The sequence below is a fragment of the Roseateles sp. GW823-FHT07B05 genome, assembly GCF_058794515.1.
Genome location: NZ_JBXAGX010000001.1, coordinates 189,476 through 214,519 on the forward strand (window position 1 = coordinate 189,476; position 25,044 = coordinate 214,519).

Genomic DNA, 25,044 nt, shown 5'->3' on the forward strand with positions numbered 1-25,044 from the left:
GACATGGCCACCTCTTTGAAAAAGATCGACCTGAACGCCTGGTTCGCGGAGTTCGCCGCGCAGTTCCAGGAGCTCAACCCCAAGGAGCCCGGCCAGTGGCCGCTGGCTCCCAAGCTGGCTGCCGGGCTGTTCGTCATGGCGCTGGTCGTCGTTGGCGGCTACTTCGTGCTGCTGTCCGACGAGCAGGCGCGGCTGGAGGCCGAGTACGCCCGCGAGCCCCGGCTGCGCGACGATTTCCGCAACAAGCTGGGGCAGGCCGTCAACCTGCCCGAGTTGCGCAAGCAGAAGAGCCAGGTCGAGGAATACGTGACCCAGCTCGAGAAGCAACTGCCCGGCAAGGCCGAGATCGACTCGCTGCTGTCCGACATCAGCAGCGCCGGCGTCGGTCGCGGCCTGCAGTTCGAGCTGTTCCGCCCGGGGCAGGTGCTGGTGAAGGACTACTACGCCGAGCTGCCCATCGCGGTGCGCGTGTCGGGCCGTTATCACGACATCGGCGCGTTCGCGGCCGACGTGGCCAACCTGTCGCGCATCGTGACGCTGCACAACCTCATCGTTGTTGCGCCGGCCAACCCCGCCAGCCCGTTGAGCATGGAGGCGACCGCGCGTACCTACCGCTACCTCGATGCGACGGAAGTGGCTGAACAGAAGAAGGCTGCGACCAAGGCCGGAGGCAAGAAATGAGGCGCCTGCTGATTTGCCTGACCGCCACGGTCGCGCTGTCCGGATGCGGCACCGACATGGATGAGCTGCGCCAGTGGATGGAGCAGCAGCGCAAGGAGGCCAAGCCGTCCGTCACGCCGCTGCTGCCGCCCAAGAAGTTCCTGCCGCAGCCCTACGAGTCGGCCGCGGGCGTGGACCCCTTCAGCGCGCAGAAGCTCAGCGTCGCCATCAAGCAGGAGGCGGCCCAGCCCAACTCGCTGCTGACGGCCGAGATCAACCGGCGCAAGGAGCCGCTGGAGGCTTATCCGCTGGACAGCATGTCCATGGTGGGCAGCCTGACGCGTGACGGCAAGCGCTATGCGCTGCTGCGCGTCGACAACCTGCTCTACCAGGTCAAGGCCGGGGACTACCTCGGCCAGAACTTCGGTCGCGTCACCAAGATCAGCGAAACCGAAATCACGTTGCGAGAAGTCGTCCAGGACGCTGCGGGCGAGTGGATCGAGCGCACCAGTACCCTCCAGCTACAGGAGAAGGGACGATGAACACACTGCAGGAGAACAAGGCTATGGGCCGTAGCTGGATGCTGGGCGTCGCCTTTGCGCTGTTGGGCGCACCGGTGGCCTGGGCACAGACCCAGATCCGCGCGATCAACACCAGCCAGCAGGCTGGCGTGGATGTCGTGCGCATCGAGCTGAGCGAGCCGCTGCCGGCCGTGCCCACGGGCTTCACGGTGCAGACGCCGCCGCGTATCGCGATCGACCTGCCGGGCGTCGTCAACGGCATCGGCCGCAACCTGGTGGACATCAACCAGGGCAACCTGCGTTCGGCCAACGTGGCGCAGGCGGGGGACCGTTCGCGCGTCGTGCTGAACCTGCGCCAGGCTTCCACCTACAGCGCCAAGCTGGAAGGCAACGCGCTGGTGCTGGTGCTGAACTCGGCTGCCGCGGCTGCCGCACAGCCGCCGGGCGAGCCGGTGCACTTCGCGCAGAGCCTGAACGCGGCGCCGCAGTCGCTGCGCGACGTCGACTTCCGCCGCGGTGCGGACGGTGCCGGCCGCGTCATCGTCAACCTGCCGAGCAACCAGGTCGGCGTGGACATCCAGCAGCAGGGCCAGAGCCTGGTCGTCGAGTTCCTGCGCTCCAGCCTGCCCGACAACCTGCGCCGCAAGATCGACGTGACCGACTTCGGCACGCCGGTGCAGCTGATCTCCACGACGCAGGTGGGCGATCGCGTGCGCATGGTCGTCGAGCCCAAGGGCAACTGGGAGCACAGCGCCTACCAGAGCGACAACCAATTCGTGCTGGAGGTGCGGCCGCAGAAGGTCGATCCCAACAAGCTGACGCAGGGGCCGGGCTATGCCGGCGACAAGTTGTCGCTGAACTTCCAGAACATCGAAGTGCGCGCGCTGCTGCAGGTCATCGCCGACTTCACCAACTTCAACGTCGTCACCAGCGACACCGTGACCGGCAACGTCACGCTGCGCCTGAAGGACGTGCCCTGGGACCAGGCGCTGGACATCATCATGCAGGCTAAGGGCCTGGGGCTGAGGAAGTCCGGCAACGTGCTGTGGATCGCGCCCAAGGATGAGCTGGCCACCAAGGAAAAGCTGGACCTGGAGGCCAAGGCCGCCATCGCCCAGCTGGAGCCGGTGCGCACCCAGTCCTTCCAGCTGAACTACGTGAAGGCCGAGGAGATCGCCAAGGGCCTGGCGGGCCAGAGCATCGGCACGGGCGGCAGTTCGGGCGGCAGCGGCGGCTCCAGCAGCGGCACGCGCATCCTGTCGCCGCGCGGCAGCGTCATCTCCGAGGCGCGCACCAACCAGCTCTTCGTGTCGGACATCCCGAGCAAGCTCGAAGAGATCCAGGCCATGATCGCCAAGATCGACGTGCCGGTGCGCCAGGTGCTGATCGAGGCCCGCATCGTCGAAGCCAACGACCGCTTCGGCCGTGCGCTGGGCGTGAAGCTGGGTGGCTACGACGCCCGCGGCCGCGCCGGCGGCATCCCCGGCTACGGCGTCGGTGGCGACAACTACCTGACCGTGGGCAGCAACTACAACCTCGTCGGCTGGCAGACCCGCCAGAACGCCACCGACCCGGGCTACAACAACACCAACTTCGTCAACCTGCCGGCCAACACCTCGTCGGACAGCTTTGCCGGCGCCGTGGCCCAGACCATCGCCGTGTCGCTGTTCAGCGCCACCGCCAACCGCTTCCTGAACCTGGAGCTGTCGGCGCTGGAGTCGGACGGCAAGGGCAAGGTGGTGTCCAGCCCGCGCGTCATCACGGCCGACCAGGTCAAGGCGCTGATCGAGCAGGGCGAAGAGCTGCCCTACCAGGTCGCCACCGCCAGCGGTGCGACGTCCATTGCGTTCCGCAAGGCCAACCTCAAGCTGGAGGTCACGCCGCAGATCACGCCGGAAGGCAGCGTCATCCTGAACGTGGACGTCAACAAGGACAGCCGCGGCACGCTGACGCCGCAAGGCTACGCCATCAACACCAAGCACGTGCAGACGCAGGTGCTGGTGGAGAACGGCGGCACGGTGGTCATCGGCGGCATCTACACCCAGGACGAAGGCGAGACCATCAACAAGGTGCCGCTGCTGGGCGACGTGCCCTTCGTCGGCAACCTGTTCAAGAACAAGACGCGCACGACCTCCAAAACCGAGCTGCTGATCTTCCTGACGCCCAAGGTCGTCAGCGAGCGAGCCGCGGTGCGCTGAGCCCCAGACATTCAGAGATATCCAGGAGTTCCAGATGTTGCAATCCATCGTCACGCAGGGCTGGCGGCGCCTCGCCCAGGCTGCGCTGGGGCTGGGCATGGCCACCTTGCTGTCCGCCTGCGGCGGCGGCGGCGGCAGTGCCGGTGACCCGACCTTCCCAGGGACCGGCGGCGGCACCGGCGGCACGACCGGCACCACCGCGTCCGACCTCGTCCTCACGCTCAGCGGCGCCTCGCTGCCCACCGATGGTACGGGCTCGGTGCTCGTCACCGTCTATGCACTGGACGGCAAGCGCAACACCCTGGCCAACGTGCCGGTGTCCATCTCCGTCGACTCCAACGCGCTGGTCTCCACCAGCGACACCAAGACCGACACCTCCGGCGTCGTGACGGGCTCGGTCCGCATCGGCTCCGACCAGTCCAAGCGCACGATCACCGTGACGGCCGTCAGCGGCTCCATCACGAAGACGGCGCAGATCGCGGTCGTCACGCCGTCGCCGACCGGCAACACCAGCGGCCCGGCTCTGACCGTCAACCTGTCGACGACGCAGATCACGCCGGCCGTCGGCGCGACAGTCACGCTGTCGCTGAAGTCGGCCACCGGCGTGGCGCTGTCCGATGTCGTGGTGAGCCTGGCGACAGGCCGCGGCAACCTGGCCGACCTGTCGGTCGCCACCGTGCGCACAGATGCCAGCGGTCAGGCCACGGCAACGCTGAAGGCCAGTTCGTCCGGTGTGACCGGTGCCGACTACGTGACCGCGTTCGCCGTCATCGGGTCCACGTCCATCAGCGCGCAGCAGGCATTCACGGTCACCAACGCGCTGCCCACACTGACCGTCAGCCCGGCCACGGTCACGCTGCGTCTGTCGCAGCCGGCGCCTCAGGTCACCGCTACGCTGCGCGATGCGGCCGGCAACCCGGTGGCGAACCAGATCGTCAGCTTCTCGCCGTCGTCCATCATCAACGTGACACCGACGCCGGACACCGGTCCGACCGATACCAACGGCATCGTGCGCAGCACGCTCAAGCTGGGTACGTTCGCGGGCACCTCGTCGTCGACCGACACCCTGCGCGTGACCACCAACTACGCGAGCCAGTTCCTGGACAGCACCGTCATCGTGCAGATCGTCGGCGAGTCGCCGACGGCGACGATGACTCTGAGCAACTCCACGATCAACTCGACAACGGCATCCGCCACCGTCAGCGTGCTGGTGCGTGACGTGGGCGGTAACCCCGTCTCGGGCCAGGTGGTGCAGTTCAGCTCTCAATTCGGCCTCGTGAAGTTCGATGCCTCCACGGCAGTGACCGATGCCACCGGTGTCGCCAAGGTCACCGCGACGCAGGCCGTGTCGACGTCCAACGGCGCCGACGTCGTCCGTGCCAACGTCACGGTGAACAACATCGCCGCCACCGACAGCAAGCCGGTGCAGGTTGTCAGCGCCACGTCGCCCGGCACGCCGGTGCTGTCGCTGGGCCTGTCCTCGACGTCCGTCAGCGCCGCCGTGCCCGCCACCGTCACGGCCACGCTGACCGACTCGCGCGGCCAGCCGGTGTCCGGCCAGGTTGTCACTTTCGCGGTCGTGCGTGCGCTGGGTCGCACCAACGTCGGCACCGCGCTGACGGACGCGACCGGCAAGGCCGTCGCGCTGCTGTCGCCCGCCACGTCGGCGTCGGCCGGCGCCGACGAGGTCACAGCCACCGTGCAGTACTCCGGTTCCTCGTTGTCCGCGACGCAGGGCTTCCAGGTCCAGGCCACCAATGCCACGATTCAGAGCTTCGTAGTTGCGGATAGCTCCATTACTGCAACTAATCCTCTGTCTGCATACGGTCAGACTACCCTTCGCGTTACTCTCACCGGAGCAGCTGTCGAGTCGCCGGTGAAGCTGAGCATTTCGTCAGCATGTGCTGCGGCTGGTAAGGGCACGGTTTCTCCTGCCGCCATCTCGGCTACCAGCAATACTTTTGATGTGCAGTTCCGCGACTCGGGGTGTGCTACTGTTCAAAAGTCGGGTGATTTGCTGCAAGTCGTGATCGACGGCACCTCTACTGCTAAGCAACTTACCTTGCCCATCGCCGATCCAAATGCAACCAGCTTGGCCTTCATTTCGGCGGCCCCAGAGCAGATCTTCCTGAAGGGGTCTGGATTCACAGAATCTTCTATCGTCACATTCGAAGTTCGGGATTCAGCGGGTCAGCCGCTTCCGAACAAGCTTGTGGAGCTCCGTCTGCAGACGGGCGCGGGTGGTGTGAGTATGGAAGGGCGGGGTGTCGAGTCCGTCAGTCCGCTTTCCTCTGATCCGTTTACTCAGACTTCAAATGCGCTCGGACGCGTGTCTGTGAGGGTGAACTCTGGCACGCAACCCACGCCAGTTCGCGTTCATGCTTGTTTGGCGCCCTGTGCCGCTGGCGGCAATATCGCCACGGTGTCCAGCAACCTCAGCGTGGGCATCGGCCTGCCGTCGCAGCTGAACTTCTCGATGTCGCAGCGCACCTTCAACATCGAAGGCTATGACCGCGACAACACGCTCAACACCTACACCATCCTGGCTGCGGACCGCAGCGGCAACCCGGTGCCGCTGGGCACGGTGATCAACTTCGTCGCCGAAAGCGGCCAGATCGAGTCCAGCAAGCAGATCACGCAGATCAACGGCATCTCGCAGGCCACGGTGAACTACGCCTCCGCGTCGCCCAAGCCGGTGGACGGCCGCGCCACCATCGTGGCCTATGCGCTGGGGGAGGAATCCTTCATCGACAAGAACGGCAACAACGTCTACGACCTGAGCCAGAACGAGGAGTTCCAGGACCTCGGCAACATCTTCAAGGACCGCAACTACGACGGCCTGTACGACAGCGCCTTCGACGAGTACATCGGCCTGACGCTGCCCAGCAACACCAGCAGCACCTGCAAGACCTGGACGGGCACGGCTGGCATCCTGTTGCGTATGGACTCGTCGGTCCCATCGGTGCCCGGCACCTGTGACAACAAGTGGAGCGGTGCAGGCCAGGTCTACGTGCGGCGTGCGATGGAGACGGTGCTGTCCACGTCCACGGCACGTCCGCTGTGGCCGCTCGGCAGCTCTGCCACCGGCAAAGCGACCACACCCATCACACTGCAGGTGGGCCGCAACGTCACCGACACGGCGAACTTCTATGCGCTCAGCGCTGGTGACCGCGTCTGCAACGCCGGCACCACCGGCAGCGTGTTCCTGATCGCCGCCGACAACAACCCCGGCCTGCCCAAGTCGTCCGGCGGCTATGACGTCTATCCGCGCCTGAACCCGATGGCCGCAGGGACCGTGATCGGTGCTTCGACCACGACCGTCGGCTTCAAAGCCGAGCTGGCCGGCGGCTCACCGGTGGCCAGTTCGTATGACGCGACGGGTTTCGCTGTGGGCTACGACTTCGACACCGCCAGCGTGGGTACCGTGTTCGTCAACCTGACATCGCCCAGCGGCGTCGGCACGACCTTCAGTTTCACGATCCACAGGAATGCGTGCCCCTGAGTGGCGCTGAAGCTCACGCTCGTCGGCATGCCCGGCGGTGGCAAGTCCACCGTCGGCAAGCAACTGGCACGCCAGATCGGCGTGCCTTTTGTCGATTCGGACCATGAGATCGAGCACCGCGTCGGCGGCAGCGTCCGGCAGTTCTTCGACCAGCACGGCGAGGATGCCTTCCGTGACCTGGAGACCGAGGTGCTCGCCGAGTTGATCGCCCGGCCCGGTGACGGTGTACTGGCCACCGGCGGCGGTGCGGTGCTGCGCGAGCGCAACCGCGAGCTGCTGCATGCCGGCTCGACGGTGCTCTACCTCCGCTCCACGCCCGAAGACCTGTTCCGCCGCCTTCGTCATGACACGACCCGGCCGTTGCTGCAGGTGAAGGACCCGCTGGCCAAGCTGCGCGAGCTGCACCAGCAGCGCGACCCGCTGTACCGGCGCTGTGCGCACTATGTGCTGGAGAGCGCCCGCCCGTCGGTGCATGCGCTCGTCAACATGGCGCTGATGCAGCTGGAGCTGGCCGGCCTGCTGGACCCGTCCCGCGTGGCGGCCACGGTCGGCGCCGAGCCGCACTGACGGCGTCAGCCGGGGAGGGCGGCTCTTACACTCGCCGCATGCCCGCCACCGACACCGTCCACATCCCGCTTCCCGACGACCGCGACTACGAGATCCGCATCGGCTCCGGCCTGCTCGACGTGCCGGCCAGCTGGCAAGGGCTGCCCAAGGCCGCGGCGGCCGTCATCGTCAGCAACGAGACCGTGGCGCCGCTGTACGCGCAGCGCCTGCGCGAGCGGCTGCTGGCCGTCTATCCACGCGTCGACGTGGTTGCGCTGCCCGATGGCGAGCGGCACAAGGACTGGGCCGGCCTGAACCTCGTCTTCGACCACCTGCTGGGCCAGGCGCTGGACCGCAAGACCGTGCTGTTCGCGCTGGGCGGCGGCGTGGTGGGCGACATGACCGGCTTTGCGGCCGCCACCTACATGCGAGGCGTGCCTTTCGTGCAGGTGCCCACGACGCTGCTGGCGCAGGTCGACTCGTCGGTGGGCGGCAAGACCGCCATCAACCACCCTTTGGGCAAGAACATGCTGGGCGCGTTCTACCAGCCCGAACGCGTCATCGCCGACCTGGACACGCTGGACACGCTGCCCGACCGCGAACTGCGCGCGGGCCTGGCCGAGGTCATCAAGTACGGCCCCATCGCCGATGCCGGCTTCCTGTGCTGGATCGAGGACAACCTCGATGCGCTGCTGGCGCGCGACAAGGCGGTGCTGGGCTACGCGGTACGCCGCAGCTGCGAGATCAAGGCCGACGTGGTGGGGCAGGACGAGAAGGAGCAGGGCCTGCGCGCCATCCTGAACTTCGGCCACACCATCGGCCACGCGATCGAGTCTGGCCTGGGCTACGGCGAATGGCTGCATGGCGAGGCGGTCGCCTGCGGCATGGTGCTGGCGGCGGACCTGTCGCATCGCCTGGGCCTGATACCGGCCGACTTCACCGCGCGGCTGCGCACGCTGATCGAGCGCGCCGGCCTGCCGGTCGTGCCGCCCAGGCTGGGCGCCGAGCGCTACCTGCAGCTGATGCGGGTGGACAAGAAGGCCGAGGCAGGGGCGATCCGCTTCGTGCTCATCGAGGCGCTGGGACGGGCGGGGCTGCATGCCGTGCCCGACGCACTGATCGCCGACACGCTGGCCGCGCACGGAGCCGCCTGATGGCAACGGCGGCACGCCCGGCTTACGCCGCCGACCCGGCGCGCAGCCGCGGCCGTCGCCTCCCCGAGCCGGCCGCGCCGACGCGCAGCGAGTTCCAGCGCGACCGCGACCGCATCATCCACAGCACGGCCTTCCGCCGGCTGGTCTACAAGACGCAGGTCTTCCTCAACCACGAGGGTGACCTGTTCCGCACGCGGCTGACGCACTCGCTGGAGGTGGCGCAGCTGGGCCGTTCCATCGCCCGCAGCCTGGGCCTGGACGAGGACCTCGTCGAGGCCGTCGCGCTGGCCCACGACCTGGGCCACACGCCGTTCGGCCATGCCGGGCAGGACGTGCTGGACGAATGCATGCAGGGCCACGGCGGCTTCGAGCACAACCTGCAGTCGCTGCGCGTCGTCGACCACCTGGAGCAGCGCTACCCGGCCTTCGACGGGCTCAACCTCTGCTTCGAGACGCGCGAGGGCATCCTCAAGCATTGCTCGCGCCGCAATGCCGAGCTGATCGACGCGGTGGAGCCGGGCGGCATCGCGAAGCGCTTCCTGCGCGGCGGCCAGCCCAGCCTGGAAGCGCAGCTGTGCAATGTCGCCGACGAAGTGGCCTACAACGCGCACGACGTGGACGACGGCGTGCGCTCGGGCCTCATCGAGCTGGAGCAACTGCTGGAGGTGGAACTGGTGCGCGAGCACTGGCGTGCGGCGCTGGATGCGCATCCGCAGCTGGCCGGCAAGCGGCTGCTGTTCGAGACCATCCGCCGCATGCTGTCGGCGCAGGTCTACGACATCATCGACGCGACCCGCGCCGCGCTGGCCGAGGCGGCGCCCGCCGATGCCGACGCCGCACGCCGCGCCGACAGGCCGCTGCTGCGCTTCAGCTCCGACATGCGGGCCAGGAGCTCGGCTTTGAAGCGCTTCCTGTTTGCCAACCTGTACCGCCACCCGCAGGTGCAGGCGACGCGCGCGCGTGCGGAGCAGGTCCTGCGCGACCTGTTTGTCGTCTACGCCGGTGACGCCACGCAGCTGCCACCCGACTTCGCCGAGCGCCCCGACCGCGAGCGCGCCTGTGCCGACTACATCGCCGGCATGACCGACCGCTTCGCGATCCGCGAGCACCAGCGGCTGACCGGCAAGACACTCTTCTAAAAATGGGGTCGGAGTCGATTATGCTGCCCGAGCGCTCCGCGCCGGAGCAGCAAGGACTCGCATGGCCCGTCTTCCCCGCCTGATCCTGCCGGATCAACCGCACCACGTGATCCTGCGCGGCAACAACCGCCAGGCCATCTTTTACAGCGATCTGGATCGCGAGTACCTGCTCGCCACGCTGGCTGAGGCCGCCGGGCAGTACCGCGTCGCCGTCCACGCCTATGTGCTGATGGACAACCACCTGCACCTGCTGGTGACGCCGCCCGCGGCCGAGGCGCTCAGCCGCATGATGCAGTCGCTGGGGCGGCGCTACGTGGGCTGGTTCAACGCCCGCCATCAGCGCAGCGGCACGCTGTGGGAGGGGCGGTTCCGGGCCGGGCTGATCGAAGGCGAGCGCCACCTGCTGGCCTGCATGCGCTACATCGAACTGAACCCGGTGCGCGCCGGACTGTGCGCGGAGCCGGCACAGTGGCCGTGGTCCAGTGCCCAGCATCACCTCGGGCTGGCACGCAGTTCGCTAGTCACGGAGCACGAGATGTACTGGCTGCTCGGCAACACGCCGTTCGAGCGAGAGCACGCCTACCGCGAGTTCCTGGAGCAGGGCGTGCCGGTGGCTGAACAGGCGCATTTCACCGAATCGGTGCTGCGGGGGCGGCCCGTCGGCAGCGACGCCTTCCTGAAGCCGTTGGCGGTGGACCACGCGGCGGTGGTGACCCGGCGCCCGCGTGGCCGGCCGCGCAAGGTGGCTTCCGAGGTGCTGTCAAACGACAAGCAAGGTGCTTGACTATGGCCCTATTTATTTGAGGGCGGTACTTTTTGGTTGAGTTAAATTGACTCTGACCCCATTTTAATCAAGTTGCCGCATTTGCTGCACTGCATTACGCTTCCGCCCTGTTGTGTTCCAGGAGGGCGCCATGAGCCACGCCGCGCAGATTCAGTCCGAAATCCAAGACCTCGCCGAGAACGGGCTCTACCGTCCGGCCAATGAAAAGGACGCCTGCGGCCTGGGCTTCGTGGCTCACATCAAGGGCCAGAAGGCGCACAACATCGTCCAGCAGGGTCTGAAGATCCTCGAGAACCTGGACCACCGCGGTGCGGTCGGTGCGGACAAGCTGATGGGCGACGGCGCGGGCATCCTGATCCAGATCCCCGACGAGTTCTACCGTGAGGAGATGCTCAAGCAGGGCATCACGCTGCCCCCGCCCGGCGAGTACGGCGTCGGCATGATCTTCCTGCCCAAGGAAGCCGCCTCGCGCCTGGCCTGCGAGCAGGAACTGGCCCGCGCCATCAAGGCCGAAGGCCAGGTGCTGATCGGCTGGCGCGACGTGCCGGTGGACCGCGACATGCCCATGTCGCCCACCGTGCGCGAGAAGGAGCCGGTGATCCGCCAGATCTTCATCGGCCGCGGGCCGGACATCATCGTGCCCGACGCACTGGAGCGAAAGCTCTACGTCATCCGCAAGACGGCCTCGAGCGCCATCCAGGCACTGCACCTGACGCACAGCCGCGAGTACTACGTGCCCAGCATGAGCTGCCGCACGGTCATCTACAAGGGCCTGCTGCTGGCAGACCAGGTCGGCAAGTACTACCAGGATCTGGCCGACCCGCGCGTCGTGTCCGCCATCGCGCTGGTCCACCAGCGCTTCTCGACCAATACCTTCCCCGAGTGGCCGCTGGCTCACCCGTACCGCATGGTCTGCCACAACGGCGAGATCAACACGGTCAAGGGCAACTTCAACTGGATGCGCGCCCGCGAAGGCGTCATGAAGTCGCCGGTGCTGGGCGACGATCTGCAGAAGCTCTACCCGATCAGCTTCGAGCACCAGTCCGACACGGCCACGTTCGACAACGCCATCGAGCTGCTGACGATGGCCGGCTACCCGCTCGCGCACGCCGCGATGATGATGATCCCGGAAGCCTGGGAGCAGCATGAAGGCATGGACGAACGCCGTCGCGCGTTCTACGAATACCACGCCGCCATGATGGAGCCGTGGGACGGCCCGGCCGCGATGGCCTTCACGGACGGCCGCCAGGTCTGCGCCGCGCTGGACCGCAATGGCCTGCGCCCCGCCCGCTACTGCATCACCGACGACGACCTGGTCGTCATGGCCTCCGAGTCCGGTGTGCTGCCCATCCCCGAAAGCAAGATCGTCAAGAAGTGGCGCCTGCAGCCCGGCAAGATGTTCCTGATCGACCTGGAGCAGGGCCGCATCGTCGATGACGAGGAGCTGAAGAACCAGTACGCCAATGCGCGTCCCTACCGCCAGTGGATCGAGAACGTCCGCGTCAAGCTGGACGACATCGCCGTGCCGGAAGGCGCCCGCCCTGGTTTCGCCACGTCGCTGCTGAACCGCCAGCAGGCCTTCGGCACGACGCAGGAAGACATCAAGTTCCTGCTCGCCCCGATGGCCGCCAACGGCGAAGAGGGCATTGGCTCCATGGGCAACGACTCGCCGCTGGCGGTGCTGTCGGGCAAGAACAAGCCGCTCTACAACTACTTCAAGCAGCTGTTCGCCCAGGTCACGAACCCGCCGATCGACCCGATCCGCGAGAACATCGTGATGTCGCTGAACAGCTTCATCGGCCCCAAGCCGAACCTGCTGGACATCAACGCCGTCAACCCGCCGATGCGCCTCGAAGTCAGCCAGCCCGTGCTGGACTTCGACGACATGGCCCGCCTGCGCAACATCGAAGGCCCGACCAACGGCAAGTTCAAGTCCTGCGAGCTGGACATCACCTATCCCGTAGGCTGGGGCCGTGCCGGTGTCGAAGCGCAACTGGCCTCGCTGTGCGCCTCGGCCGTGGACGCCATCAAGGGCGGCCACAACATCCTCATCATCACGGACCGCCACCTCGGCGCCGACCGCATCGCCATCCCGGCGCTGCTGGCGCTGTCCGCCGTCCACCACCACCTGGTGCGTGAAGGCCTGCGCACGACGGCCGGCCTGGTCGTCGAGACCGGCACTGCCCGCGAGGTGCACCACTTCGCCGTGCTGGCCGGCTACGGCGCCGAAGCTGTCCACCCCTATCTCGCGCTGGAAACGCTCGAGGCGATGAAGGACGAGCTGCCCCCGAAGCTGACCGCCGAGCAGGCTCGCTACAACTACATCAAGGCCGTGGGCAAGGGCCTGTCGAAGATCATGTCCAAGATGGGCATCTCGACCTACATGTCCTACTGCGGCGCGCAAATCTTCGAGGCCATCGGCCTGAAGGCGGACTTCGTCGAGAAGTACTTCCGCGGCACGCCCACGCAGGTCGGCGGCATCGGCGTGTTCGAGGTGGCTGAGGAAGCCATCCGCATGCACGAAGGCGCCTTCGGCGACGACCCGCTGCTGGAGACCATGCTGGAGACCGGCGGCGAGTACGCCTGGCGCAGCCGCGGCGAAGAGCACATGTGGACGCCTGATGCCATCGCCAAGCTGCAGCACAGCTCGCGCAGCGGCAAGTTCGAGACGTACAAGGAATTCGCCCAGATCGTCAACGACCAGAGCAAGCGCCACATGACGCTGCGCGGCCTGTTCGAGTTCAAGTTCGATCCCGCCAAGGCCGTGCCGCTGGAAGAGGTCGAGTCGGCCGCCGACATCGTCAAGCGTTTCGCCACCGGCGCCATGTCGCTGGGCTCCATTTCCACCGAAGCCCACGCCACACTGGCCGTCGCGATGAACCGCATCGGCGGCAAGAGCAATACGGGTGAGGGCGGCGAAGACCCGGCCCGCTACCGCAACGAGCTCAAGGGCATCAAGATCGTCGGCGGCGCCAAGATCGGCGACGTGCTCGGCCACAAGATCATGGAGGCCGACTACGAGCTGCAAGAGGGCGACTCGCTGCGCTCCAAGATCAAGCAGGTCGCGTCGGGCCGCTTCGGGGTCACGACCGAGTACCTGGTCAGCGCCGACCAGATCCAGATCAAGATGGCCCAGGGCGCCAAGCCCGGCGAGGGCGGCCAGCTGCCCGGCGGCAAGGTGTCCGAGTACATCGGCTTCCTGCGCCACTCGGTGCCGGGCGTGGGCCTCATCAGCCCGCCGCCGCACCACGACATCTACTCCATCGAAGACCTGGCGCAGCTCATCCACGACCTGAAGAACGTCAACCCGAAGGCCGACGTGTCGGTCAAGCTGGTGTCGGAAGTCGGCGTGGGCACGATCGCCACCGGCGTGGCCAAGTGCAAGGCCGACCACATCGTCATCGCCGGCCACGACGGCGGTACGGGCGCGTCGCCCTGGTCGTCCATCAAGCACTGCGGCACGCCGTGGGAGCTGGGCCTGGCCGAGACGCAGCAGACGCTGGTCGTCAACCGCCTGCGCGGCCGCGTGCGCGTGCAGGCCGACGGCCAGATGAAGACCGGCCGCGACGTCGTCATCGGCGCGCTGCTGGGCGCCGACGAGTTCGGCTTCGCGACCGCGCCGCTGGTGGCCGAAGGCTGCATCATGATGCGCAAGTGCCACCTGAACACCTGCCCGGTGGGCGTGGCCACGCAAGACCCGGTGCTGCGCAAGAAGTTCACCGGCCGCCCCGAGCACGTCGTCAACTACTTCTTCTTCGTCGCTGAAGAGGCGCGCCAGATCATGGCCCAGCTCGGCGTGCGCAAGTTCGACGACCTGATCGGTCGCAGCGACTGGCTGGACACCAAGAAGGCCATCTCGCACTGGAAGGCCAAGGGCCTGGACTTCGCCCGCATCTTCCACCGCCCGAACGTGCCGGCCGACGTGGCCCGCATCCACAACGATGTGCAGGACCACGGCCTGGACAAGGCGCTGGACGTGAAGCTCATCGAGAAGTGCCTGCCCGCCTTCGAGAAGGGCGAGAAGGTGCAGTTCATGCAGGAGGTCAGCAACGTGCGCCGCTCGGTCGGTGCGCGCCTGTCCGGCGAGCTGATCCGCCGCAAGCCGGAAGGCCTGCCCGACCACACCATCTTCATCCAGATGGAAGGCACGGGCGGCCAGAGCTTCGGCGCCTTCCTGGCGCAGGGCATCAGCTTCTACCTGATCGGTGACGCCAACGACTACACCGGCAAGGGCCTGTCCGGCGGCCGCGTCGTCGTGCGCCCCAGCATCGACTTCCGCGGCGACGCAGCGAAGAACATCATCGTCGGCAACACCGCGCTGATCGGCGCAACGCGCGGCGAGGCCTTCTTCCGCGGCGTGGCGGGCGAGCGCTTCGCGGTGCGCCTGTCGGGCGCCACGGCGGTCGTCGAAGGCACGGGCGACCACGGCTGCGAGTACATGACCGGCGGCACTGTCGCCGTGCTGGGCAAGACCGGCCGCAACTTCGCTGCCGGCATGAGCGGCGGCATCGCCTACGTCTACGACGAGGACGGCCACTTCGCCAAGCGCTGCAACACCAGCATGGTCACGCTGGAGAAGCTGCAGACGGCGGCGGAGCAGGAAGCGGGCGTCGACAAGGCCATCTGGCACCGCACCAAGGGTGTCGACGGCGTGGACCGCGAGGCCCAGACCGACGAAGCCATCCTGCGCAAGCTGCTGGAAGACCACCACCGCTGGACCGGCAGCCAGCGTGCGCGCGACATCCTCGACCACTGGGCCGAGGCGCGCACCAAGTTCATCAAGGTGTTCCCGAACGAATACCGCCGCGCGCTGGGCGAGCTGAACGCCGCCAAGGAAGCCGCCACCACCATCGCTCAGGCCAAGGCGCCTGCAGCTGCGAAAGTCTGAGGAGCACCGTCGTGGGAAAAGTCACCGGCTTCATGGAGTACGAGCGTCTGGAAGAGGGCTACGAGCCCGTCACCGCTCGCGTCAAGAACTACAAGGAATTCGTCATCGCGCTGAACGTTGACCAGGCCAAGCAGCAGGGCGCCCGCTGCATGGACTGCGGCACACCGTTCTGCAACAGCGGCTGCCCGGTCAACAACGTCATCCCGGACTTCAACGACCTGGTCTACAAGGGCCGCCCTGAAGACTGGAAGCATGCGATCACGGTGCTGCACAGCACCAACAACTTCCCCGAGTTCACCGGCCGCATCTGCCCCGCGCCCTGCGAGGCGGCCTGCACGCTGAACGTCAATGACGACGCGGTGGGCATCAAGTCCATCGAGCACGCCATCATCGACCGCGCCTGGGCCGAGGGCTGGGTGCAGCCGCAGCCGCCCAAGGTCAAGACCGGCAAGACCGTCGCCATCGTCGGCGCCGGCCCTGCCGGCCTGGCCGCGGCGCAGCAACTGGCGCGCGCCGGCCACAGCGTCACGGTCTTCGAAAAGAACGATCGCGTCGGCGGTCTGCTGCGCTACGGCATCCCCGACTTCAAGATGGAGAAGTCCCACATCGACCGCCGCGTCGAGCAGATGAAGGCCGAGGGCGTCGAGTTCCGCACCGGCGTCATGGTTGCCGCGCTGCCGGAAGGCTCCAAGGTCACCAACTGGGCCAAGGACACCATCTCGGCCGACGAGCTGAAGAGCCAGTTCGACGCCGTGCTGCTGACCGGCGGTGCCGAGCAGTCGCGCGACCTGCCCGTGCCGGGCCGTGACCTGGCCGGCGTGCACTTCGCGATGGAGTTCCTGCCGCAGCAGAACAAGGTCAACGCCGGCGACAAGCTGAAGAACCAGATCCGTGCCGACGGCAAGCACGTCATCGTCATCGGCGGTGGCGACACCGGCTCCGACTGCGTCGGCACCAGCAACCGCCACGGTGCGAAGAGCGTCGTGCAGTTCGAGCTGATGCCGCAGCCGCCCGAGGTCGAAGACCGTCCGCTGACCTGGCCCTACTGGCCGATCAAGCTGCGCACCTCGTCCAGCCACGAAGAGGGCTGCGAGCGCGAGTTCGCCATTGCCACGAAGGAATTCATCGGCGAGAAGGGCAAGCTCACCGGCGTCAAGACCGTGCGCCTGCAATGGCAGGGCGGCAAGATGACCGAGGTCGAAGGCAGCGAGCAGATCCTGAAGGCCGACCTGGCCTTCCTGGCGATGGGCTTCGTGTCGCCCGTCGCGACCATCCTGGACGCCTTCGGCGTCGACAAGGATGCGCGCGGCAACGGCAAGGCCTCGACCGAAGGCGCCAACGCCTACAAGACCAACGTCGAGAAGGTCTTCTCGGCCGGCGACATGCGCCGCGGCCAGAGCCTGGTCGTCTGGGCCATCCGCGAAGGCCGTCAGGCCGCGAAGGCGGTGGACGAGTTCCTGATGGGCGCCAGCAGCCTGCCGCGCTGAGCCGCGGACATCAGGGCGTCGGCGGCGTCAGCACCTGCGCGACGCCCGCCCGGGCACCCAGGCAGCGCGCCGCGCCAGCCTGGCCGCCCGGCAACCAAGACCATCGAGGCTGGCCTGTGCCAGCCTCGAAGTCCATCTGCAGGCAGCGTCTGGCGGTGGCCGGCTCCGGCTCGAAGCGGCTGCCCTCCAGCGCGCGCTTGAACTGATCGCCGAACGCGCGTGCGGCATCGGCAGGCCAGGTGGCCGTGGCGATGTCTGTGGGGCGGCCGGTTTCGTCCAGCCGCAGGAAGGCCCGCACCTGCACGCCGTCGGCCGGCATCGGCGCGTCGGGCATGCCGACGTCGGAAGGCATCTCGGCGAAGCGGGGCGGCAGCGCATCGGCCCCGTCGCCGCCGGTGGGCGCGGGCGGCGCGGCGGGCGTCTTGTCTTCCAGCGCTTCGGGTGCCGCTGTTGGCGGCACCACCGCGATGGTCGGGGCAGGGGCGGGGGCTTCCTGCATCACCCGCGCCTGCAGCGGGCTGCCGCCGGCCGCGGCACTGCCCGCGTGCCCGTGCCGGGACATGGCGCCCCAGCCCAGCACGGCGGCGTGCACGGCCACCGCCAGCAGCACGCAGACGGCGACGGGCCGGGAACTGCTCATGCCCGCATGCGGCACGCCTACTGCTGCAGCAGGTCGCGCCAGGAGATGCGCCGCGTGCCACCCGACGGCGAATTGACGAGCGGGTCGAAGTACAGGTTGCTGCCGTCCGAGCCGCGTGCCAGGCCCACCAGCTTCTGGTTGGGCAGGCGGTAGACCGTCGGGCGCGAGGCCAGCACGTTGCCCAGCGCGGCGCTGGACGCCTGGCCGGTCTTGTAGTCGAAGTAGTTCACCCAGCTGCTGCCGCCCACCTTGCAGAGGTCGCCGGGCTGGATCACGTTGGACACCACCACCAGCGTGCCCAGCACCAGCAGCGGGTCGGTGTTGACGCGTTCGCTGGACTGCGGCAGGTCCACGAACCAGCCGCCGTTCTGCGCCAGGTTGACGGTGTTCACCGACGTCGTCGTGCGCACCGGTGCGCCGGCCTTGCACCAGCTGACGCCGCTCGGGCAGCTGCCGTTCACCAGCGTCTGCTGCACGAACTTGGCGCCCGCGCTGCGCACATCGCCATGGCCGGTGGCCAGCAGTGCGTCCTTGATGCCGTAGACGGACTGCTTGGTCGTGTCGGTCAGGTCGCTGTCGCCCAGGTAGCGGCCGGTGCCCACGTAGACCATGGCCACGCCGTCGGCGTCGCCCAGCTCGGGGCGCGACGTGATCGGCTGCACGATGCCGTCCGCGTTCTTCAGCGTCGTCAGCGCCAGCGCTTCCATGCCGGCGGCGCCGACGTTGTCATTGATGTCGAAGCGCCAGACATTGCCCAGCGAGTCGCCGCCGTAGACGCGCTCGATGGTGTTGTCCAGGCGGGCGTCGTTCACCCAGCCGCGGATGTGCGCCAGGCCGGCCGGGGAGGTCGTCGTGCCGGCCGACGTGGCCAGCCCGCCGGTCAGGCCGGTGACCGGCTGGCCGGTGTAGGCGTCCAGCACGAAGATGCGGCCCTTGCCGTCGCCGGGGTTCACGTTGTTGTAGCCGGACGGCAGCACCGCCACCCACGTGCCGTTGCGCAGCTTGCCGATCTCGGGCTGACCGAAGGTGTAGCCGAGGTTGTCGTTCGTGAACTCCCACAGCGCCTTCGGGTCGCTGGGGTCGGTCACGTCCAGCGCGTAGTAGGCGCGCCCACCGGCGCCGAGGCCACCGATGAGGATGGTGCGCCACTCCTCGCCCACCTTGATGTCCTGCACGAATGGCGTCGAGTCGACAAAGTACTGGTGGTTGGTCGCGTACTGCTTGTCGGCCAGGCGGTAGAGCTTGGGGATGACGGCTGTCGGCACGAAGGCCCACAGTTCCTTGCCGTTGCTGGCGTCGATGGCATGCAGCATGCCGTCGTTGGCGCCGACGTAGACCATGGCCTTGCGGCCGTTGGCCTCGGCCTTGGCCTGGAACTCGGCGTGGCTCTCGTCGGCGTACTTGACGAGCGCCTTGTTCACGTAGACGGCCTCGGAGTTCACGATGTCGCCCAGCACGTGCTTGCGGGCGCGGTAGTACTTTTCGGGCTCGCTCAGGTCGCCCTCGTTCGTGCGCACGCCGCGCAGGTAGTTCACCAGCGCCTCGCCGACGGCGTTGGTCTGGTTGTCGGTGGACAGGCAATAGGCCGGGCCCGAGCAGAACTGCGTCAGCTTCGGGTACTTGTTGGTGCTGTCCGCAGCAGTGACCCAGCTCGAGCCGAAGTACTTGGCGACGGTACTCGAGGCGATGTTGCTCCACTTGAAGTCCACCAGCCCGCTCGTCGCGCCACCGAACATCAGGATGCGCCGGTCACCCAGCGCGTCCAGTTCGTTCTGCGCCGACCAGGCGCCGGCGCTCTCCAGCTTGCCGGTCTCCAGGTTGATGATCTGGCTCTGCAGCTCGCCGAACCAGTGCGACGACGTGAAGTCGGAGACGAAGGCGCGGTTGTCCTGCGCCGACACGTTGGGGTTGCTGGTGGTGGCGGCCGCCGCAGCGGCGAGCTTGCCGTCGAACTGCTGCAGCGCGCTGGTCAGGCCCTTCTCCAGCGACGTGGGGCTGCTGGCGCTGAAGTAGGTGCCGCCGCCGTTGACGGCCGCGTGCCACAGGTCATCCACGGTGGTCAGCGTGTTGCTGACCGGGACCGGCCAGTAGCAGCTGCCGGAGGTCAGCCAGCTGCAGATGCCCGAGCCCGGGTTGGCGGTGTCGCGGTTCTTCACGGCCTCGTAGTCGGGAGCGCTGCCGCCCAGGTAGCCCTCGATGAACTGCATGTAGCCCGACACGCCCAGGCCCAGCGTGAACGTCATCATCGTCTGGTTGACGTTGGTCGGGTCATCGGTGCCGCAGACGTCCAGTCCCGAGCTGCCGCTGGTGCAGTTGCTGGCGGCCGTCGTGCGCAGGTCGGTGTAGTGGTAGTAGTAGGACACGTCGGCCAGCGTGTTGGCGGTGGCCGAGCCGTCGCGGATGGCGCCTTCCAGCGTCGCGGCGGAGTCCACGTCGCCAATGTCCGTGGTGCCGTTGACCCGCTTGGGAACCGCGGCTTCGTTCCAGAAGCCGTCGGTCGACAGGATGGCCGCGTTGCGCTGGCACGAGTACTGCACCGGGTCCTTGACGTTGCTGCCGTTGAACGAGGTGTCGTTGAGCTTGCCGGCGTAGATGCGGCCGGCCGTGGACAGCGCGGTGCGCAGCGGCGTCGAGCTGTTGGGCTTGGCGGCCGTCAGCTTGTCGAACCAGTTCTGCCGGTGCGTGGTCTCGAAGGTGTCGAGGTTGAGGTAGTCCTTCGTGGTGCTGTTGTTGATGCTCATGTAGCCCACGCGCCGGTTGCTGCCCACCTTGTTGAAGGCCAGGCTGGCGGAGGACTTCATCATCTGCATGCGCGAGTGGTAGTAAGTCCACCAGTTCGCGAAGTTCGTCATCTCCTCGTCGTAGGTGCAGTTGCCGGCCCGGTTGCCGGTGCCGATGGCGGCACAGTCGGTGCGCGTCGAGGGGCGCGCGTAGGTGGTCGTGTCCGAGTGGATGTCCACGCGCTTGAAGCTGCCGGCATAGCTGCCCGGCGTGCCGGGCGACCCGGCGTTGTAGCCGGAGAACTTCGGTGTGGTCGTGTCGACCGGGAAGGTGCAGTTCGTGGGCGTGCGCGTCAGCGTGGCGGTGGCCGTGGAGTTCTGCCCGAACGGCGCGTAGATGATGACCGTGCGGCCGCTGTTGGTGGTGTCGGCGTAGTAGCCGGTGGTCAACGAATTGGCGCGGATCTGGTCGCGGATGCTGTTGCCGAGGTTGTTGCGGTTGGTGTCGGAGACGCTGGAGGCCTTCATGAGGTTCACGCCCCCCACCGTGACCGCCGTGACCTGGATGGCGCAGCTGGGGTTGTTGTTGAACGTGAAGGTGGCCTTGGCGCGCGTCTGGGCCACGCCGTCGGTGCCGGCGCTGAAGAACTTGGTCGGGAAGCGCGCGAACGAGAACGTGCCGTTGCGGGTGGCCTGGCAGGCGGCCGCCGTCGGCGTGGACTTGCGGGACTCCGCGTCGCTGTTGCACCAGCGCACGGGCGCCGGGTAGACGTACTCGCCACTGGCGGTCGTGCTGCAGTTGCGCAGGTCGGGCTTGGTGCAGTACTCGGCCGGTGTGATGGTGTAGTAATGCGGGCCGAACTTGCGGTCCGCGGTGCTGGCGTTGTCGGGCGCGCCGGTGGCTACCTTGCCGGTGCCGGTCGCGGTCGTCGCGCGGAACGTGGTGTAGGCCTTGCCGCCGACGGTGCCAGGGAGCACGTAGTTGTCGTTGCGCAGGCAGTCGGTGAACGTGTTGTCCACGCACCATTCCGTGTCCGGGTAGCCCGTCACCAGGTTGATGGTGCCGGTGTTCTGCACGTCGTAGGCGTCGTTCTTGACGGACTTCCAGTCGTTGGTGATCGAGCGCCCCTGGCTGTCCCAGGACGTGCCGTCGGCCTTGACCGGCGGCACGTAGCGGATGGCCGGGTCGTAGGCCATGCCGTTGAAGCCGGCGGCCAGGAACGGCGGCTGGCCGCGGTTCGTGCCGAACGGCGCGGCGTTCAGCCAGCAGGCCGCGCTGTCGCTGCCGTTGATGCAGCAGCTGTTGGCGAAGTCACCGCTGTTCTCGGGCTTGGCGCCGCTGCTGCGGCAGAAGGCGTCGTTGACATGGTCGGGCAGGAAGTCGAAGTTCATCGACCCCGAGTCGTCCAGGATGAACAGCAGGTTGGCCTTGACCGCATCCGGGTTGGCGACGATCAGCGGCCGGTTGGAGATGTCCGTGACGGCTGCCGTGGCGGGCAGCGCCCAGGCTGCAGCCAGGAGCAGGAGGAACAGGCGATGGATCATGGGGGGCCTCGTGCGGTTGGGACTCGTCAGATCGAGACGACGGCCTGGATGAAGCTGGTGGCGTTGCGCGGGCCTTGCACGCGCACGGTGATTCGGTAGTAGACGGCGCTGGGTGCGTTCACCGTCGGCACGTTGCCGCGGCTGTTGCCCTGGCCGGCGCGTGTGGTCGGCGACGCGTCGCAGTTGGCCGACTGCGGCGGCCCGACCTGGCTGCACAGCCGGTGGATGGCGTACGACACCTGGTTGCCGTTGGCGTCCGCGGGCAGCTTGTTGACGCGCTTGGCGCCTTCCTGGGCCTGCCAGAAGCTTTCCCAGGTCTGGCCCAGGCTGAAGTCCGGATCGCTGCGCGTGGCGCTGTAGCTGCTGGGGTCGCCGGAGGTCGGCTCGACATGGTTGTTCAGCCGCGTGGACGGCACCGCCGCCGCGCCGCTGGCCGCGTTGGCCGGGGGAACGGTGGCGCGCGACTGCTGCTCCAGCCACGCGACGGCGCGCTCGATGCCCACGTCGGCCGCCTGCACGGCCGCCTGCTGGAAGGCCAGGTTGCCGGCGACGCGGTTGCCGCCCAGCACGCCGCGCATCAGGCCCACCGCCGCCAGCGACATCGCGCCCAGCACGATGAGGGCCAGCACCAGCACCAGGCCTTGCTGGCCGGAACGACGGGGGAGGGGCTTCAGCATGACGGGAAGGTGGTTTCGGCCGCGCCCGGCGCGTTGCGCAGCGGCGTGGTGGTTTCGAAGGTCTTGTAGCGGTAGCGCTGCCAGTCGTCACCGGGCATCTGCAACGGCGCCGACGCTGCGCCCGACCAGGTCGGCGCGCTGGCCGCCACATCCGTCGCCTCGGGCTGGCGGCTGCGAGCCACCAGCGCCACGCGCACGCCGACCACGCAGCCCCAGGCGGTGGGCGTGTTCAGCGTCGTGTTGACCGCGTCGAAGGTGTCCGCGGTGCCGTCGCGCGGCGTCGACGCGTCCCGCGCGTACTGCGCGCGCAGGCTGACGATGTTGTCGGCCACCTCGGTCCAGTTCTCCAGCAGCGCATTGGTGCAGTCCTGCGTCAGCATGTCGCACGCGGTGAGGCGCTGCGAACGCACCGCGTAGGCCAGGAAGCGCGGCGTGCGGCCCAGGTTGAACAGCACGCCGTTGGAGGCGTTGGGCACGCCCAGCGTCACCGTGACGGCGGCCGTCGTCGGCACCGCGGCCACGCTGGTCAGCGTCAGCTGGCAGGGGGTGGCGCGCGCCTGTGTCGTGACGATGACGCGGTCGCCGATCTGGTAGGACATGGAGCCCGGCACGGCATAGGTGGCCGGCCCGGGCTGCAGGCCGATGAGGCCGCCCTCCGGCGACGCCCAGCCGGCGCCGTAGGCGATCAGCAGCACGTCGGTCCCGTCGTCGCCCGCCGGGATGCCCGCCGGATTGATGATGACCGGCGCCAGCGATGCGACGCTGCGGCCGCTGCCCAGGTCCAGCTGGCACATCAGCAGCCGGTTCGACATGAGGCCCTGGCCGGCCTGACGCAGCTCGCGCTGCAGCAGGCTGATCGCGATGGCACCGGTCATCTGCGCGTCGTCGCCGCCAGTGGTCGTGCGGCGCTGCCCTTCGGACAGTTTGAACATCTGCGTGACCACCAGCACGGCCGCCATCGCGACGACGATGCCGACCATCAGTTCGACCAGGCTCAGGCCGCGTTCGCGGTGGGTATGGAGGCGGCGCATCATCGGATCTCGTTGACCAGCACGATGGAGTGCGGTGGGTCGCCTGACGCTTCGCCGGGCGCCTTCCAGCGCATGGTGATGGTCACGCGCGTACTGGGCAGCAGGCCGGCGGCGGGCGCGGACGCACCGTTGACGACGGCGTCCAGCGGCGCCACGGACGCCAGCACGACGGTGGGCGGGTACGTGCCGGCGCCGGGCAGGCTGGCTTCCACGCGCGACTTCCAGGTGACGTAGTCCGCACCGCCGCCGCCACTGCTTTTGAAGCGGGTGTTCAGTGTGTCGTAGTCGCGGGCCGTGATCCACATCTGGCCGATCAGGTCGTTGGCCAGCAGCGTCGCGTCGGCGCGGTACTTGGTCTGGCCGGACTGCTTGGTCGCACTGGCCTGCAGGCCCACCAGGCCCAGCACGCCCAGCGCGAAGATCAGCAGCGCGATCAGCACTTCCAGCAGCAGTACGCCGCGCTGCGCATGACGTCGGGTGGTTTTCATCAGCAGGCCTGCGGGTCGTCGCTGAGTTTGGGGTTGCACATGCGCACCTGTCCGGTCGTCGACACGAGGATGCGCAGGCAGGTGACCTTGCCGCCGTCCTTGGCGCAAGTGCCGCCGCCGGCCGCGGGCTTGATGTCGATGGCGACGGCAGCCGCGGCGGCACCCGCCCTCAAGGGGGACTGCCGGCCCAGGCCGTTGAAGATGACCTGGTCGGTGTCGGCGCTGACGGCCACGTTGCTGCCCGTCTCGCTGGCGGCGCGCAGCTGCAGGATGCTGGGGGCGGCCGTGCCGTCGGGCGTGCTGTCGCATTGGCCCTCGACCGAGTCGGTGTCTGGGTTGGCGTCCACCACGTCGACAACCCAGTTGCCGCCCGTCGTGGAGCGCTTGCAGTTGGCGCCCAGCGACGTGGTGAGCTGGAAGCGCACCTGCGTGTTGCGCGTCGTGGCCTCGCTCTTGGCGTACTGCAGGCCGGCGAGCAGACCCTCGGCCGTCGAGCGGATGCGGGTGCCGGTGATCCACGGGCCGAAGTTGGGCGCGGCCATGGCGAGCACCAGCGCCATGATGACGACCACCGCCATGGTCTCGATCAGGCTGAGGCCACGCTGGCGGGTGCTGCTCAGCACGTGCCGTCCTTCTTCGTGATCCAGCAGCTGCTGGAGCCGGTCCAGCCGGTGGGGCCGGAACTGGACTTGGCGCCGGCCTGGTTGACCGAGTAGGAGAAGCCGCTCATGGCGCCCTGGCCGGTGGCCACCAGCGTGAACGTCGTCGCGGTCGCTGCCGAGCAGGCGAAGGTGAAGTACTTGCTGGTGGTCGCGTCGTTGTCGCAAGCCTTCGCCCCGACGTAGGTGCGGTTGTCCTGGTAGTACTGCTCGATCAGCACCTGCTTGGTGGCCAGCGCCGACGTCGCGTCGGGCACACGCCCGCGCGTGATGTAGGCCGTGTACTGCGGCACGGCGATGGCCGACAGGATGACGATGATGGCCACGGTGATCATCATTTCGATGAGCGTGAAGCCGCGTTGGCTGACGGGACGGCGTGGCATGGCGGCGTGTTTCATGGGGGTG

General features: G+C 67.8%; 17 protein-coding genes. 10 read left to right on the plus strand and 7 right to left on the minus strand.

All coding sequences use genetic code 11. The features are described from left to right. Positions 1-3: 3 nt before the first annotated feature. The 10 genes from AC1Q7O_RS00875 (at position 4) to AC1Q7O_RS00920 (ending at position 16,879) form a co-directional block, all read left to right on the plus strand. Positions 4-681, plus strand: a complete 678-nt coding sequence (locus tag AC1Q7O_RS00875; RefSeq protein WP_492659368.1) for a type IV pilus inner membrane component PilO — start codon at positions 4-6, stop codon at positions 679-681. Then, positions 678-1,202 carry a pilus assembly protein PilP gene (locus AC1Q7O_RS00880; RefSeq protein ID WP_492659367.1) on the plus strand — a complete coding sequence of 175 codons (525 nt, stop codon included), beginning with the start codon at positions 678-680 and terminating at the stop codon, positions 1,200-1,202. The genes AC1Q7O_RS00875 and AC1Q7O_RS00880 overlap by 4 nt, the downstream gene beginning before the upstream one ends. Further along, positions 1,199-3,379, plus strand: a complete 2,181-nt coding sequence (locus AC1Q7O_RS00885; RefSeq protein ID WP_492659366.1) for a type IV pilus secretin PilQ — start codon at positions 1,199-1,201, stop codon at positions 3,377-3,379. Before AC1Q7O_RS00880 ends, AC1Q7O_RS00885 begins: the two co-directional genes overlap by 4 nt. A gap of 34 nt (positions 3,380-3,413) precedes the next feature. Beyond that, positions 3,414-6,881, plus strand: a complete 3,468-nt coding sequence (locus AC1Q7O_RS00890; RefSeq protein ID WP_492659365.1) for a beta strand repeat-containing protein — start codon at positions 3,414-3,416, stop codon at positions 6,879-6,881. 6 nt (positions 6,882-6,887) lie between these two features. Further along, positions 6,888-7,448: a shikimate kinase gene (locus AC1Q7O_RS00895; RefSeq protein WP_492659397.1), complete on the plus strand. Its 561-nt coding sequence runs from the start codon at positions 6,888-6,890 to the stop codon at positions 7,446-7,448. Positions 7,449-7,486: 38 nt separating this feature from the next. Beyond that, the gene (gene aroB / locus AC1Q7O_RS00900) at positions 7,487-8,581 is read left to right on the plus strand and encodes a 3-dehydroquinate synthase (RefSeq protein WP_492659364.1); all 1,095 of its coding nucleotides are present in this window, start codon (positions 7,487-7,489) and stop codon (positions 8,579-8,581) included. Next, the gene (locus AC1Q7O_RS00905) at positions 8,581-9,720 is read left to right on the plus strand and encodes a deoxyguanosinetriphosphate triphosphohydrolase (RefSeq protein WP_492659363.1); all 1,140 of its coding nucleotides are present in this window, start codon (positions 8,581-8,583) and stop codon (positions 9,718-9,720) included. The genes aroB and AC1Q7O_RS00905 overlap by 1 nt, the downstream gene beginning before the upstream one ends. Before the next feature lie 61 nt (positions 9,721-9,781). Then, positions 9,782-10,504, plus strand: a complete 723-nt coding sequence (locus AC1Q7O_RS00910) for an REP-associated tyrosine transposase (protein WP_492659362.1) — start codon at positions 9,782-9,784, stop codon at positions 10,502-10,504. Positions 10,505-10,634: 130 nt separating this feature from the next. Continuing rightward, positions 10,635-15,392 (plus strand): glutamate synthase-related protein, encoded by a 4,758-nt coding sequence (locus tag AC1Q7O_RS00915; RefSeq protein ID WP_492659361.1) that lies wholly within the window; start codon positions 10,635-10,637, stop codon positions 15,390-15,392. 11 nt (positions 15,393-15,403) lie between these two features. Beyond that, positions 15,404-16,879 (plus strand): glutamate synthase subunit beta, encoded by a 1,476-nt coding sequence (locus tag AC1Q7O_RS00920; RefSeq protein WP_492659360.1) that lies wholly within the window; start codon positions 15,404-15,406, stop codon positions 16,877-16,879. A 10-nt stretch (positions 16,880-16,889) separates the two neighbouring features. Here the strand turns inward: AC1Q7O_RS00920 and AC1Q7O_RS00925 are convergent, their stop codons facing one another. From AC1Q7O_RS00925 to AC1Q7O_RS00955, 7 genes are read right to left on the minus strand one after another with little or no spacing between them, the layout of a single operon-like run. Further along, on the minus strand, positions 16,890-17,519 hold the full coding sequence (locus AC1Q7O_RS00925) for a hypothetical protein (RefSeq protein WP_492659359.1): 630 nt from the start codon (positions 17,517-17,519) through the stop codon (positions 16,890-16,892). Positions 17,520-17,536: 17 nt separating this feature from the next. Then, entirely contained in the window at positions 17,537-21,784 is a 4,248-nt protein-coding gene (locus AC1Q7O_RS00930; protein WP_492659358.1) for a pilus assembly protein, read from the minus strand. A 26-nt stretch (positions 21,785-21,810) separates the two neighbouring features. Next, positions 21,811-22,461 (minus strand): PilX N-terminal domain-containing pilus assembly protein, encoded by a 651-nt coding sequence (locus AC1Q7O_RS00935; protein WP_492659357.1) that lies wholly within the window; start codon positions 22,459-22,461, stop codon positions 21,811-21,813. Next, entirely contained in the window at positions 22,455-23,492 is a 1,038-nt protein-coding gene (locus AC1Q7O_RS00940) for a PilW family protein (protein WP_492659356.1), read from the minus strand. Before AC1Q7O_RS00940 ends, AC1Q7O_RS00935 begins: the two co-directional genes overlap by 7 nt. Continuing rightward, positions 23,492-23,980, minus strand: coding sequence for a type IV pilus modification PilV family protein (locus tag AC1Q7O_RS00945; RefSeq protein ID WP_492659355.1), 489 nt, complete (start codon positions 23,978-23,980; stop codon positions 23,492-23,494). The genes AC1Q7O_RS00940 and AC1Q7O_RS00945 overlap by 1 nt, the downstream gene beginning before the upstream one ends. After that, positions 23,980-24,603 carry a GspH/FimT family pseudopilin gene (locus AC1Q7O_RS00950; protein WP_492659354.1) on the minus strand — a complete coding sequence of 208 codons (624 nt, stop codon included), beginning with the start codon at positions 24,601-24,603 and terminating at the stop codon, positions 23,980-23,982. Before AC1Q7O_RS00950 ends, AC1Q7O_RS00945 begins: the two co-directional genes overlap by 1 nt. Further along, positions 24,597-25,037 carry a type IV pilin protein gene (locus AC1Q7O_RS00955; protein WP_492659353.1) on the minus strand — a complete coding sequence of 147 codons (441 nt, stop codon included), beginning with the start codon at positions 25,035-25,037 and terminating at the stop codon, positions 24,597-24,599. Before AC1Q7O_RS00955 ends, AC1Q7O_RS00950 begins: the two co-directional genes overlap by 7 nt. Between the last annotated feature and the right edge of the window lie 7 nt (positions 25,038-25,044).

What these genes read in the sequence shown, in the direction of transcription:
- AC1Q7O_RS00925 (WP_492659359.1), bottom strand. Translation starts at nt 17,519, where the DNA reads ATGAGCAGTTCCCGGCCCGTCGCCGTCTGCGTGCTGCTGGCGGTGGCC.
- AC1Q7O_RS00915 (WP_492659361.1), top strand. Translation starts at nt 10,635, where the DNA reads ATGAGCCACGCCGCGCAGATTCAGTCCGAAATCCAAGACCTCGCCGAG.
- AC1Q7O_RS00945 (WP_492659355.1), bottom strand. Translation starts at nt 23,980, where the DNA reads ATGAAAACCACCCGACGTCATGCGCAGCGCGGCGTACTGCTGCTGGAA.
- AC1Q7O_RS00940 (WP_492659356.1), bottom strand. Translation starts at nt 23,492, where the DNA reads ATGCGCCGCCTCCATACCCACCGCGAACGCGGCCTGAGCCTGGTCGAA.
- aroB (WP_492659364.1), top strand. Translation starts at nt 7,487, where the DNA reads ATGCCCGCCACCGACACCGTCCACATCCCGCTTCCCGACGACCGCGAC.
- AC1Q7O_RS00880 (WP_492659367.1), top strand. Translation starts at nt 678, where the DNA reads ATGAGGCGCCTGCTGATTTGCCTGACCGCCACGGTCGCGCTGTCCGGA.
- AC1Q7O_RS00910 (WP_492659362.1), top strand. Translation starts at nt 9,782, where the DNA reads ATGGCCCGTCTTCCCCGCCTGATCCTGCCGGATCAACCGCACCACGTG.
- AC1Q7O_RS00905 (WP_492659363.1), top strand. Translation starts at nt 8,581, where the DNA reads ATGGCAACGGCGGCACGCCCGGCTTACGCCGCCGACCCGGCGCGCAGC.
- AC1Q7O_RS00955 (WP_492659353.1), bottom strand. Translation starts at nt 25,037, where the DNA reads ATGAAACACGCCGCCATGCCACGCCGTCCCGTCAGCCAACGCGGCTTC.
- AC1Q7O_RS00935 (WP_492659357.1), bottom strand. Translation starts at nt 22,461, where the DNA reads ATGCTGAAGCCCCTCCCCCGTCGTTCCGGCCAGCAAGGCCTGGTGCTG.
- AC1Q7O_RS00930 (WP_492659358.1), bottom strand. Translation starts at nt 21,784, where the DNA reads ATGATCCATCGCCTGTTCCTCCTGCTCCTGGCTGCAGCCTGGGCGCTG.
- AC1Q7O_RS00875 (WP_492659368.1), top strand. Translation starts at nt 4, where the DNA reads ATGGCCACCTCTTTGAAAAAGATCGACCTGAACGCCTGGTTCGCGGAG.
- AC1Q7O_RS00890 (WP_492659365.1), top strand. Translation starts at nt 3,414, where the DNA reads ATGTTGCAATCCATCGTCACGCAGGGCTGGCGGCGCCTCGCCCAGGCT.
- AC1Q7O_RS00885 (WP_492659366.1), top strand. Translation starts at nt 1,199, where the DNA reads ATGAACACACTGCAGGAGAACAAGGCTATGGGCCGTAGCTGGATGCTG.